Source organism: Nonomuraea antri (assembly GCF_013283785.1).
GTDB classification, from domain to species: domain Bacteria; phylum Actinomycetota; class Actinomycetes; order Streptosporangiales; family Streptosporangiaceae; genus Nonomuraea; species Nonomuraea antri.
In genome coordinates, this window is the sequence record NZ_JABCPZ010000057.1 from 35,935 (window position 1) to 48,460 (window position 12,526).

11 protein-coding genes are annotated in these 12,526 nt (G+C 72.3%); 8 read left to right on the forward strand and 3 right to left on the reverse strand.

The window, feature by feature from the left end:
- The first annotated feature begins 1 nt into the window (after position 1).
- The 5 genes from nusB (at position 2) to HII36_RS20440 (ending at position 3,742) form a co-directional block, all read left to right on the forward strand.
- A complete protein-coding gene (nusB, locus tag HII36_RS20420; protein ID WP_173524823.1) occupies positions 2–412 on the forward strand; it encodes a transcription antitermination factor NusB in 411 nt (136 codons plus the stop codon).
- Between the two features lie 188 nt (positions 413–600).
- Positions 601–948, forward strand: coding sequence for an MmcQ/YjbR family DNA-binding protein (locus tag HII36_RS20425; RefSeq protein WP_173524824.1), 348 nt, complete (start codon positions 601–603; stop codon positions 946–948).
- Positions 949–1,112: 164 nt separating this feature from the next.
- Positions 1,113–1,832 carry a methyltransferase domain-containing protein gene (locus HII36_RS20430; RefSeq protein ID WP_173524825.1) on the forward strand — a complete coding sequence of 240 codons (720 nt, stop codon included), beginning with the start codon at positions 1,113–1,115 and terminating at the stop codon, positions 1,830–1,832.
- Between the two features lie 54 nt (positions 1,833–1,886).
- Positions 1,887–3,128: a DNA polymerase IV gene (gene dinB / locus HII36_RS20435; RefSeq protein WP_173524826.1), complete on the forward strand. Its 1,242-nt coding sequence runs from the start codon at positions 1,887–1,889 to the stop codon at positions 3,126–3,128.
- Between the two features lie 215 nt (positions 3,129–3,343).
- Complete coding sequence (locus HII36_RS20440) at positions 3,344–3,742, forward strand: DUF3040 domain-containing protein (RefSeq protein WP_173524827.1); 399 nt, start codon at positions 3,344–3,346, stop codon at positions 3,740–3,742.
- A gap of 95 nt (positions 3,743–3,837) precedes the next feature.
- On the opposite strand, the gene HII36_RS20445 is transcribed toward HII36_RS20440, so the two are convergent.
- From HII36_RS20445 to HII36_RS20455, 3 genes are read right to left on the reverse strand one after another with little or no spacing between them, the layout of a single operon-like run.
- On the reverse strand, positions 3,838–6,255 hold the full coding sequence (locus tag HII36_RS20445; RefSeq protein WP_173524828.1) for a transglutaminaseTgpA domain-containing protein: 2,418 nt from the start codon (positions 6,253–6,255) through the stop codon (positions 3,838–3,840).
- Positions 6,252–7,505, reverse strand: a complete 1,254-nt coding sequence (locus HII36_RS20450; RefSeq protein WP_173524829.1) for a DUF58 domain-containing protein — start codon at positions 7,503–7,505, stop codon at positions 6,252–6,254. Before HII36_RS20450 ends, HII36_RS20445 begins: the two co-directional genes overlap by 4 nt.
- A gap of 55 nt (positions 7,506–7,560) precedes the next feature.
- Positions 7,561–8,604, reverse strand: coding sequence for an AAA family ATPase (locus HII36_RS20455; RefSeq protein WP_407940817.1), 1,044 nt, complete (start codon positions 8,602–8,604; stop codon positions 7,561–7,563).
- 398 nt (positions 8,605–9,002) lie between these two features.
- Here HII36_RS20455 and mraZ point away from each other — a divergent pair, with 398 nt between their 5' ends.
- The 3 genes from mraZ (at position 9,003) to HII36_RS20470 (ending at position 11,326) form a co-directional block, all read left to right on the forward strand.
- Entirely contained in the window at positions 9,003–9,434 is a 432-nt protein-coding gene (mraZ, locus tag HII36_RS20460; RefSeq protein WP_125630494.1) for a division/cell wall cluster transcriptional repressor MraZ, read from the forward strand.
- A 205-nt stretch (positions 9,435–9,639) separates the two neighbouring features.
- Positions 9,640–10,638: a 16S rRNA (cytosine(1402)-N(4))-methyltransferase RsmH gene (rsmH, locus tag HII36_RS20465; RefSeq protein ID WP_173524831.1), complete on the forward strand. Its 999-nt coding sequence runs from the start codon at positions 9,640–9,642 to the stop codon at positions 10,636–10,638.
- Positions 10,628–11,326, forward strand: coding sequence for a hypothetical protein (locus HII36_RS20470; protein ID WP_173524832.1), 699 nt, complete (start codon positions 10,628–10,630; stop codon positions 11,324–11,326). Before rsmH ends, HII36_RS20470 begins: the two co-directional genes overlap by 11 nt.
- The last annotated feature ends 1,200 nt before the right edge of the window (positions 11,327–12,526 follow it).

The following is a 12,526-nucleotide window of genomic DNA, read 5'->3' on the forward strand; positions in this document are numbered from 1 at the left end:
GGTGTCGGCACGCGGCAAAGCACGCAGGCGTGCGCTCGACATCCTGTTCGAGGCCGAGTTGCGCGGCGAGGATCCGCTGAAGATCCTCGCCGAGCGGGTCGAACGGCAGGAGCCCCCGGTCAACGAATACACCTCGGCCATCGTCGAGGGCGTGGCCAGGCACCGCCCCCGCATCGACGAGCTGATCACCACCTACGCCGAGGGCTGGACCCTGGAGCGCATGCCCGCGGTCGACCGCAACCTGCTGCGCGGCGGCACCTACGAGCTGCTGTGGATGCCCGACGTCCCCGAGGGCGTGGTCATCAGCGAGTGGGTGCACCTGGCCGGCGAGCTGTCGACCGACGAGTCGCCGCAGTTCATCAACGGCCTGCTGGCGCGCTTCAAGCAACTCAAGCCAAGCCTCACCCTCTAGGCACACGGGCGGCGGCCGGCGGGCGGGTACGCTCTGCGCAACGCGGCCCGCACGGCTCGCGCAGGCGAGGGATGTGTATCGTCGCACGGTCAGGCGCGCGAACTCCGCCCTGACCGTGCGACGCCGTCGCCGGGGTATCTGTCGGTGCGTCAGGGAATCTGTCGGTGCGCCAGGGCACAATGACGCTCATGGTCACCGAAGACGACGTGCGCCGGTCCGCGCTCGCGCTGCCCGAGACCGCCGAGCGCCTCATGTACGGCACCCCCGCCTTCTACGTGCGCGGCCGGTGGTTCGCCAGGATCCGCGAGGAAGGCGACGTCCTGGCGGTCCCCGTCGCGGGCGAGGAGGCCAAGGGCGAGCTCGTCGCGGCCCAGCCGCAGACCTACTTCACCACCCCGCACTACGACGGCCACGCCGTCGTGCTGGCCAGGTTCGGCGCGCTGGACCCGGCGGAGCTGACCGAACTGCTGACCGACGCCTGGCTGCTGCGCGCGCCCGGACGGCTGGCGGCCGGGTTCGAGCGGCGCTCCCCGTGAGCGGCGGCCGGGTGCGAGTGGCGGCCGGGTTCGGGCGGCGCTCCCCGTGAGCGCATCCGGTCCCTGGAGGCGTCGTGCCGCCGCAGCGCGTAGGCTGGGCGCGTTCGTGGAACGAGGGAGGCGAGCGGACGTTGCGTGCTGAAAGCGTCACGAGGACCCCGGCGGTGCGTACCGCGGTCGTCTGGGACGCGTTGCGTGGGGTGCTGGCCGAGCGGACGGCGGCCACCGGGCGCGACGGGCTCGACATCGTCGACGCCGGCGGCGGCACCGGCGGGTTCGCCGTGCCGCTGGCCGAGCTCGGGCACACCGTCACCGTGGTCGACCCGACCCCCGACTCACTGGCCGCGCTGGAGCGCCGGGCCAAGGAGAAGGGCGTGTCGGTGCGCGGCCTGCAGGGCGACGCGGCCGACCTGGGCGACCTGCTCAGCCGCGACAGCGCCGACCTGGTGCTGTGCCACAGCGTGCTGGAATACGTCGACGACCCCATCGGCGCGCTGACCGCCGTGGCCGGGCTGCTGCGCCGCGGCGGCGCGGTGAGCGTGCTGGCGGCCAACCCGGTGGCCAGTTCCATCCACCGAGCGCTGACCGGCCGCTTCGACGAGGCCAGGGCGGCGCTCGACGACCCGCTCGGCCGCTGGGGCGATCGCGACCCCACGCCGCGCCGCTACTCCGCCGCGGCGCTGACCGAGCTGCTCACGGCCACCGGCTTCACCGCCGGGGCGATCCACGGCGTGCGCGTCTTCGCCGACCTGGTGCCGAGCAGGCTGGTCGACGGCGAGCCCGGGGCCGCCGAGGCGCTGATCGCGCTGGAACAGGCCGCGGCCACCCATCCGGTGCTGCGCGACATCGCCACGCAGCTGCACGTGCTGGGTCACCGCGGCTGAGTCGCCGGCGTCCGAGGGGAGCCATAGAACGCCTGTTCGGATAGACTTGACAACGTGTCTCGCAAGCAGATCACGGGCATCGGCCCCGCTCCCCGCACCGGGGCCGACGACAGCGGCTGCCCGATCCTGCACGTCGACATGGACGCCTTCTTCGCCAGCGTCGAGCTGCTCGACCGGCCGGAGCTGCGGGGGCGCCCGGTGATCGTGGGCTCGCCCGCCGGGCGCGGCGTCGTGCTCAGCGCCACCTACGAGGCCAGGGCGTTCGGCGTGCACTCCGCGATGCCGATGAGCAGGGCACGCAGGCTGTGCCCGAAGGCCACGATCATCCCGCCCAGCCACGGGAAGTACGCCGAGGTCTCCAAGGGCGTCATGGAGATCTTCCACGCGATCACCCCGCAGGTCGAGCCGATCGCCTCCGACGAGGCGTTCCTCGACGTGGGCGGGGCGCGGCGGCGGCTCGGCCCGCCCGCGAAGATCGCCGCGATGATCAGGGAGCAGGTGCTGGAGCGCTACGGCATCACCTGCTCGGTCGGCGTCGCGAGCAGTAAATTCATCGCCAAACTGGCGTCCAAGCAGTGCAAGCCCGACGGGTTGCTGGTGGTGCCCGCGGCCGAGGTGGTGTCCTTCCTGCACCCGTTGCCCGTCTCGGCGCTGTGGGGGGTCGGTGAGCGCACGGAACAGGCCCTGGTGCGTCTGGGCATCCGGACGGTGGGTGATCTCGCCAGAGTGCCTTCCAGCACGCTGCAGAGGGAGCTGGGGCAGGCCGTGGGCGGCCATCTGGCGGCGCTGGCCTGGGGGCGCGACGAACGCCCCGTCAGCGCCCACGTGCCCGACAAGAGCATCGGCAACGAGGAGACCTTCGCCGCCGACGTCGACGATCCCGAGGTGATCAAGCGGGAGCTGCTGCGGCTGTCGGAGCGGGTGGCGGCGCGCATGCGTAAGGCCGGACACGTGGGCAGAACTGTAAGTGTGAAGCTACGCCGCGCCGACTTCTCCACGATCAACCGGTCGCGCACCCTGCGGGAGCCGACCGATGTGGCTCAGGAGATCTACGCGACCGCCTGCGAGCTGTACGAGGCGGCCGGCCTCGAACGCGTGCGCCTGCGCCTGGTCGGGGTCAGGATGGAGAACCTGCGCCCGGCCGAGGAGGCCGTCCGCCAGCTCACCCTGGGCGAGCGCGAGACCGGCTGGCGTGAGGCCGAGCAGGCCATGGACAAGGCGATCCGCAGGTTCGGGCCCGATGCCGTGCTCCCGGCGTCGCTCGTGCGCGGCCGTCTTGATGAAATAGAGGCATGACGCCCAATGTCACGATTTCGGGCAGAATCGGGGGAAGGAGCGCGAGATGAGAAAAAATGAGACCATGGCGTCACCTCCGGTTTGGTCTGCGTTGGACGTTTGCTTTCGCCTACGTCTACAGCCTCGTATTCTGGGGATAACCGACCGCGAGGTTCGGACACCCCGTGTCGTCCGTTGCCGTCTTCCCCGTCCTGGGGCCGTCCTTGGGAGGCGCCGTGCCGCTCTCTGAGCACGAGCAGCGCTTGCTCGACCAGATCGAGCAGGCCCTCTACGCCGAGGACCCGAAGTGGGCCAACACCGTAAGGATCAGTGACCCACGCAGCCATTACAAGCGCCGCCTGATCAAGGCCTCCATCGGCTTTGCGCTCGGCGTCGTCCTGATGATGGTCGGCGTGGTGATGAGCCTGATCCCGCTCGGCGTCGGCGGTTTCGTGGTCATGCTCGCCGCGTGTCTGTGGGGCCTGTCCAGTTGGAAACGTATGAATGGGTTCGGTGACTCCGCTCCCGGGTCCGGGGCCGCGGCTCCGCCGACCAAGGGCGCCCGCAAGGGCAACCGGGGCAGTTTCATGGAGCGCATGGAAGAGCGCTGGCGCCGCCGTCACGACGAGCGCTAGCCCCAAGACGACGAACGTGCGGTCGTTCCCCGGGGAACGACCGCACATTCGCGCTGTGCGAGCCGGGGAGCCCCGCGCGGGCCCCCCGGGTGGCGTCAGGAGCCTCGCTGGCCTGCCGTCCGCCGCAATCTGATGTTCTCCAGCAGGTCGAACCCGTCGAGCAGGCGCTCGCCCAGGTTCCGCATCCGCCGCAGCGTCGACGGCGGCAGCAGCACGGCCCGCATCCGCCGTCCGCGCGACACCGTGGCCGCCAGCGCCTTGCGCACCGTCCGCAGGTCCTTCTTCATCGGGCCGATCACACCCGGGTCCCTGGCGAACAGCACCCGTTCCACGGCCGAGGCGATGGCCGTGATGGCCGCCGCCGCGTCGGCGTCGAACTCGTACTGCTGGGTCAGCCGCCGGGCCAGCGCCCGCGGGGTCTCGCTGGACTGGCGCGTCATGCCGTAGTCGTGCAGCACGTCGTCCAGCTCCGCCCAGGCTGCCGCGACCGACGGATGCCGGCCCGCGATCACCCTGGCTGTCAGCTCGTCCTCGGGCTCGGCCACCTTCCAGCCCAGCACGCGCACCCGCCGGCTCCTGGTGACCAGCCGGACCGCGGCCGGGATCAGCAGGATCAGCAGCAGCACGCCGGCGCCGATGCCCACCTGGGCCATGATCGGCGTCGGCTCCTCGATCGGCAGCGCGGCGCCGCCGTTCTGCGCCTCGCGGTCGAGCTGGCGCAGGTTCGGCCGGTTGTTCGGGCCGAGCGGCTCCTCGGCGCTGCTCGTCGCACCCGGCGTCGGGACGCTGGTGTCACCCGTGGTCCGCGGGCGCGGCAGCGTGTAGGCCGGCACCCGGGCGCTGCCCTGGCCGAGCGTGCCCGCCGGGGTCGGCTCGAACGGCAGCCAGCCCACGCCCTCGAAGTACAGCTCGGGCCAGGAATGGGAGTCGTTCGTGCCCACCGTCCAGCGGTCGGTGAGCTTCATCCCGCCGGTGTAGCCGATCGCCACCCGCGACGGGATGCCCACGATCCTGGCCAGCACCGCCATCGACGCGGCGAACTGCTCGCAGTAGCCCACCCGGCTCTGGATGAGGAAGTCCTGCAGCGCCGAGGTGCTGTGCCCCTGCGTCTCCAGCGAATACTGGAAACCGCCGGTCTTGGTGAAGAACTCCTGCAGCTTGACCGCGGCCTCGTAGTTCGACGTGGCGCCCCGCGTCACCCGCTCGGCCAGCAGCCTGATCTCCAGCGGCAGGTTCGGCGGCAGCCGCAGGAACCGCGGGTCGATCGAGTTCCTGGCCTGCGGCAGCGACTCCAGCAGCTCCGGTGTGGCCTGGGGCTCGCCGGTGACCACGTCGTACTCCAGGCCGGCCGCCTCCTCGCGGGTGGAGAAGACCATGAGCGTGCTCACGTCCGCCCGCCAGTCGCCGTCCACCTGGATCTGCTTGGGCGGGTACGGCAGCGGCAGGAACGACAGCCGCTCGATCTCCTCGCTGATCCGCACGTTCGTGGTCACGTCCTTGACCGGGATCGAGGTCAGGCCGGTGGCGGGCGGCAGCGGGCCGTTCTCGGTCTTGTTCTCCGGCGCGCCCTTCGGCTCGCTCATGCCGAACTGCTGGCCGTCGAAGGTGTCGAGCGCGTAGATCCGCAGATACCTGGGCTTGTCGTCGCTGCTGGTGTAGGTGAGCACCTCCCGGCGCTCGGGCAGGTCGAGCTGGCCCTTCAGGTTGGCGATCGGGTTCGGGATGCTGATCGAGTTGCCCTTGCCCGAGCCGGTGCCGCCCACGCCGAACGTGAACAGCGAGACCGGTTCCATCGACGGCAGCAGCGCGGGCAGTAATACCGCCAGCGCGATCGCCGCGAAGCCGATCCGCTTGCCCGACAGGCGCAGCCTGCTGGTGTCGGCGTTGTCGCGGGAGCCCTCCGCCCTGGCCGAGGCCGTCCGGGTGCGGCGTACCAGGACCGCACGGCCCCAGTGGCCGACGCGCTCGCGGCCGTCGGCGATCAGCAGGCTGGTGAAGCCCAGCGCGGCCAGGATGAACGCCGGCCAGTCGATCGGCTCGGACAGGATCGACACCGGCACCACGGCCAGCGCCAGCAGCGGCAGCCCGGCCAGCGCCGCCCGCCGGATCCGCGCGGCCAGCAGGTCCACCGTCAGCGCGATGAGCCCGACCCCGCCGGCCGTCAGGAACGTGACGGCCTCGTTGGCCGGCACCGGCGCGGCGAAGCGCTGGATGTCCTTCCAGCCGACGCCCAGCAGGTCGATCAGCTCGGCCACCGACCCCTTGGTCGGCACGAACAGCGCCCAGGCCTCCTCGGAGGCGAACGACGCGGTCAGGTAGATCCACAGCGCCGCCACGCTCACCAGCGCCGCCGCCCAGGCGGGCAGCGTCAGCCGGCCGCACAGCAGGCTCGCCGCCGCCACCGCGAGCACCGCGCCGAGCGAGGCCCAGAACCAGCCGCCGCCCTCGAACAGCGGGTAGAGCAGGACGGCCGCGGCGAACGTGGCCACCCCCGCGGCGATCGACAACCTCATGCCGCACCTCCCGCCGGGCTGAGCGCGTACCTGCCGCGGTTGGCGGCGTTCTGCCAGACCGACGCGATCGAGGTGCCCGCGGGCAGGCGCACGATGCGCCAGCCGTAGCCGGCCAGCACGCCCTGCACGGCCTCGTGGTCCTCGCTCGGCGCGCCGTCCCAGCTGCCCACGTCGAGCAGGACCGCCACGCCGGTGATCCCGCCGTGCCTGAGCCTGGCCAGATCCCTGGCCTCGTCGGGCGTCAGCTCGCCGACCACGGCCACGATCAGCCCGTCGCCGCCGCCCTGGCGCAGCGCCGAGACGCCCAGCTCCAGCGAGCGGGCCTGGCTGTGCCGCACCATCGCGAGAGTGTCGAGCAGCGACCAGCTCAGCCCGGAGTCGGTCAGGTGCTCGGCGCCCTGGTCGGTGACCAGGCGCAGGCCCAGCCCCTCACGGGCCAGGTGCACGCCGATCGAGGCCGCGGCCGAGACCGCCACCTCGAACGACGAGCGCGGGCCCTCGCCCCGGTGCGCGTACCTGCGGGTGTCGAGCAGGAGCGCGCCGCGGCTCTGCCACTGCTGCTCCTCGCGGCGCACCATCAGCTCGCCGTGGCGCGCGGTCGAGCGCCAGTGCACCCGGCGCAGGTCGTCGCCCTGACGGTATTCGCGCGGGGCCACGTCGTCGTCGCCGGCCGCCGCCACGCTCCTGGTGCGGCTGTCGCCGCCGCCGGTCCACTCACCCGACAGCCGGACGTGGGGCAGCGCCATCACCTGCGGCGTCACCACCAGCGTGTCGCTGATCGTGAACGAACGGGTCAGCTCGACCAGCCCGAACGGGTCGGTGATCCGCACGGTCAGCGGCCCGATCGTGTACCGGCCGCGCAGGTCGGAGCGGACCCGGTAGTCGATCTCGCGGATGCCCCGCGCCTCCACCCGGTCCAGCACGAACCTGGGCCGCACGCCCAGCGCGTAGGGGACGGTGTCCTCGATCAGCATCAGCCCGGTGGGCAGCCGGGTGACGTTCTCCAGCCGGAGCGTCACCGTGGCCTCGCCGCCCACCTCCGCCCTGGGCGGGTCGAGGCGCCTGGCGCAGCTCATCCGGTACCTGGTCCGCGCCACCACCATCGCGGCCAGCAGCGGCAGCGCCGTCACCAGGACGCCGATCCTGAACAGGTCGTTCTCACCCAGGAAGAAGGCCATCACCAGGGCGGCGACGCCGGAGGCAAGGAACGACCTGCCCCGCGACGTCAGCGCCCGCAGCCCTGCTCTCACCGCGCATCACCAAACCCGTGGCGTTGATGGATGTCCTCGCTCCGCTGCGGATCCATCAACGCGTCTCCGGCACCGGCACGCGCCTGACCAGGTCGGTCACCACCTGCTCGGGCAGGCGGCGCTGGCCCTGCGCCTCGACGCTGGGCAGCAGCCGGTGCGCGAGCACGGGCACGGCCAGCTCCTGCAGGTCGTCGGGGATGACGTAGTCGCGGCCCGACAGCGCCGCGTGCGCCCTGGCCGCCCTGACGAGCTGCAGGGTGGACCGGGGCGAGGCGCCCAGCCGCAGATCGGGGGAGTGACGGGTGGCCACGACCAGGTCGATGGCGTATTTCTTGACCGGCTGCGAGACGTAGACGCCGCGCACGGCCTCGATCAGCGCCCGCACCTCGGCGGTGGTGGCCACCGGCTGCAGCTTGTCCAGCGGTGAGGTGCCGCCGTGCACGTCCAGCATCTCCAGCTCGGCCGTGGGCTCCGGATAGCCCATCGCCACGCGGGCGGTGAAACGGTCGCGCTGGGCCTCGGGCAGGGGATAGGTGCCCTCCATCTCGATCGGGTTCTGGGTGGCGATCACCATGAACGGCGCGTCGAGCTGATAGGTCACCCCGTCCACCGTGACCGTGTGCTCCTCCATGCATTCGAGCAACGCGGACTGGGTCTTGGGCGACGCCCGGTTGATCTCATCGCCCACCACGATGTTCGCGAAAACGGGCCCGGGCTTGAACTCGAACTCGCGGGTCTGCTGGTTGTAGGCGCTCACACCGGTGATGTCGCTGGGCAACAGGTCGGGGGTGAACTGCACCCGGCGTACCGGGCAGTCGATGGAGCGCGCCAACGCCTTGGCCAGCATGGTCTTGCCGACGCCAGGCACGTCCTCGATCAACAGGTGGCCCTCGGCGAGCAGCACGGTCAGCGTGAGCCGGACCGCGTCGCTCTTGCCCTCGATCACCGATTCGATCGCCTGCCGAATCCGGTGCGCTGTGGAGACCAGCTCGTCGAGCTGGGGAGGGACGTCATGGGTTACTGCCACCAGGCCTCCATGCGAAGTGCGACGGCTGTCCCGGACAGAGCCATTGCGGGAGCCATGCCATTCCTTTTCCATTGTCTGTACGACCCTACGACGCTGTGGGTTCTCGAGCGACTTTTGTGGATATTCCAGGGAACCTTGGCGATGTTCCTGTTCTTGTGGCATAGCAGTGCGAATCCGGTGACACTCCGGCCCGTCCGCGCGCTCCACTTTCCTCCACCACGGCCTTGGCGAAGCCGCCCGGCCCTTATTACCGCGGTCTTTTGACGCCTCGACACGCCCGTGGAAGTTGAACGGGTGATCAGCAGGCTCCACCCCCCTCCATCGCTCTGACCTGCGGTAACGCAACGGAAACGGCGGGCGAACTGGGTTCGAATCAGTTGACGGTGGGGAGAAGTGGAGTATGGTGGTGCGCAGTGGAGGGCCCGGTGCACCAGCGCTGAGCGCTTCACGAGGCACGGGAGGTGGGGCCGATGTTCCTCGGCACCCATCAGCCGCGTCTCGACGACAAGGGACGGCTGTTCCTGCCGGCTAAGTACCGTGAGGAGCTGGCGGAGGGTCTTGTGATCACCAAAGGCCAGGAGCGATGCCTCTACGTGTTTCCCGTGGAGGAGTTCCAGCGCATTACCGAGGCTCTCAGCACCGCCCCGGTCACCGCCAAGGCGGTGCGTGACTACAGCCGCGTCTTCTTCGCCAGCGCGTCCGATGAGAAACCAGACAAACAGGGGCGTATCACGATCCCGCAGAGCCTGCGCCAGTACGCGGGCCTGGAACGTGACTGCGTGGTCATCGGGGCCAACACCCGGCTGGAGATCTGGGACTCGCAGGCTTGGGACACCTATCTCAACGCGCAGGAGCAGGCGTTCGCCGATCTGTCGGAGGAGGTGCTGCCAGGGATCCTGTAGAAATCACACGGTCGATCCGTCGGTGAAGTCGTTCGGCGAGGTCTCCACCCGCAACCACTGCCCGGTATCTGATGCACCTTCCCCGGTGTCAGATGGCGGGCGTCCACGAAGAGGGTGCGGATGGGGACCTGGCCGGACGGCGCCGGGGTGGGGACCCAGGAAGAGCCGACGATCGATCCACGCGTCATCCGCGAGCAAGGACGCGATGAAAGGGGGGTTGGAGATGCACGACGACGCAGGCATGGGCGGTCACGTTCCGGTGATGCTCGAGCGCGTTCTGGAACTGCTGGACCCGGCACTGGGCAGGGCGGCGGAGCCGGGCTCCGGCCCCGTCGTCGTCGACGCCAACCTCGGCCTCGGCGGTCACTCCGAGGCCCTGCTCGCCGCCTATCCGGCACTCCACCTGATCGGGATCGACCGCGACCCTTTCGCGATCGAGTTCGCCACGCGCAGGCTGGCCCCGTACGCCGGGCGCACCACGCTGGTGCACGCCACGTCCGACGAGCTGGCCGACGTGCTCGACCGGGCGGGCTTCGCCGAGGTCGACGGCGTGCTGTTCGACCTCGGCGTCTCCTCGCCGCAGCTCGACGAGCCGGAACGGGGCTTCGCCTACTCCTATGACGCGCCGCTCGACATGCGGATGGACACCAGCCAGGAGCTGACGGCCGAGCGGGTGGTCAACACCTACCCGGCCGGCGACCTGGCCCGCATCCTGCGCGACTACGGCGAGGAGCGCTTCGCCGGCCGCGTGGCCGGTCTGATCGTCAAGGAGCGGGCCAAGGAGCCGATCACGTCGACCAAGCGGCTGGCGGACATCGTCCGCGACGCCATTCCCGCCGCGACGCGGCGCACCGGGGGCAACCCCGCCAAACGAACTTTTCAGGCGTTGCGCATCGAGGTGAACGCGGAGCTGACCGCCCTGGAGGTGGCGCTGCCCGCGGCGCTCGACGCGCTGACCCTGGGTGGGCGAGTCGTCGTGCTCTCCTACCACTCACTGGAGGACCGGCTCACCAAGCAGGCCCTCACGGCGCGAACCAGGGACACCAGCCCCCCCGGGCTGCCGGTCCCGCTGCCGGCTCACCAGCCGCGGTTCCGCCTGCTGACGAGGGGAGCCGAGCTCCCGAGCGAAGAAGAGCTCGCCCGCAACCCGCGGGCGGCCTCGGCCCGGCTGCGGGCGGCAGAGAGGATCCGACTTGACGACTGAGCAGGAGAGCGGGCGCCGCACGCCCGTTCGCGGCGCCGTCCCGGAGACCGTGCTGACGGCCGAGCCGGCCGCCGGCCGCGCCACGAGCACGCCGGGCGCCGGGGCGAAGGGCACGCCGATCACGAGGTCGAAGGGCGTGCCCAAGGCCCGTGCCGGCGTGCGCAGGCCCGGCGTGACCCATCAGTCCAAGCCGCGGCCCGGGCTGGCCGACGACGGCCCGATCGGGGCGGGCGCCCGCGCCGCCGCGGGCCGTACGAGCGCGCCCGAGGTCGAGCGGCCCGGCACCGACCGGGCCCGGCCCGGCGCCGACCGCGCGCGTCCCGGCGTGCCGCGGGTGCGCCGCCCGGCCGCCTCATCGCGCCCCGAGTCCGCGCGCCGCACCCCGCGGCGCCGGCAGCGGGCGCCGTTCGTGCTGCTCGTCGTCGGCCTGCTGTGCGGCGGCCTGGTCAGCCTGCTGCTGCTCAACACCATGCTCGCCCAGGACGCCATCACCGAGGCCAAGCTGCGCGAGCAGATCGCCCAGTCGCGCCAGGAGGCCGACAGCCTGAAGCGCGAGTACGAGAAGAACACCCAGGCGGGCGAGCTGGCCAAGCACGCGCCCGCGCTGCAGCAGCGTCCCGACTGGGGCTCGGTCAACCCCCTCTCCGGCAACGGCGACGCGAGCACCCGGGTGGACAGCCGGCCGTGAGGGATTCAAGCGGCAGGGGACAGGGTCCCGGCCGTGGTACAGGCGGCGCCGGCTCTCAAGGAGGGCCAGGCGCCGCTCGTCGTACCCCGGCGGGGCCCGGCGGCCCGGGACGGGCAGGGCGTCAAGGAGGGGGCTCTGCCCGTTCGGAGGGGGCGGGCCGCCCCGCGTCGCCCGACGCCAACCCGCCGCGCCGCCCGCGCAACCAGCCCGACCCGTTCGACCTGCCCTTCGGCGACGACGACGACCCCCGCGCCCGCCCATCGGGCGACGGCCGCCGCGGCCGCTCCGCTGACGACGCCGGCTCCCGGGGCCGTTCCCGCGACGACGACTCCTCCCGGGGGCGTTCCCGCGACGACGCCGGGTCCCGGGGGCGTTCGGGCGACGACGGCGACGGGCGTGGCCGTCCGCGCAGGGACGACGCCGACCCGCGCGGCCGCTCCCGCGACGACGCCGGGTCCCGGGGCCGTTCCCGTGACGACGCCTCGTCTCGGGGCCGTTCCCGTGACGACGGCGACGGGCGTGGCCGCTCGCGCGGCGAGGCCGACGGCCGGGCCGGGCGGTCGCGCGGCGACGACGAGCGGCGGGCCCGCTCCCGCCAGGACCCCGCCGACGGCCCGCGCCGGCGCCCCAGAGACGGCGCCGTCCGCCCGGCCGACCGCTCCCGAGACGACCGCTCCCGAGACGACAGGTCCCGAGATGACCGGCCCCGGGACGACCGGCCCAGAGACGATCGGCCCCGGGACGACCGCTCCAGGGACGACGACGCGCGCCTGAGGGGCCGCGCGTCCCAGGGCCGCGACGACGACCGGTCGCGCGGCAGGACCGCGCGGACCCGGGACGAGGCCGCGCGACCCCGCGCCGGACGCGACGGCGACGAGCGTGACGAGCGGTGGCGCGGACGCGCCCAGACCGGCGGCGCCCGCGACGACGCGGCACGCGACCGGAGCGGCCATCGTGACGACCCGGGGCGCGGACGCACAGGTCCGCGAGACGACTCAGGGCGCGGACGCACAGGTCCGCGAGACGACTCAGGGCGCGGACGCACAGGTCCGCGAGACGACCTGGGGCGTGGCCGCGCCGGCGATCGCGACGACGCCGGGCGTGGGCGCGAGCGCGGCGGTGCCAGGGACGACGGGCCGCGCGCCAGGACCGGCGCGCGCCTGTCCCGTGGCGGCTCCGACGTGCCCCCGCCCCGCGGCC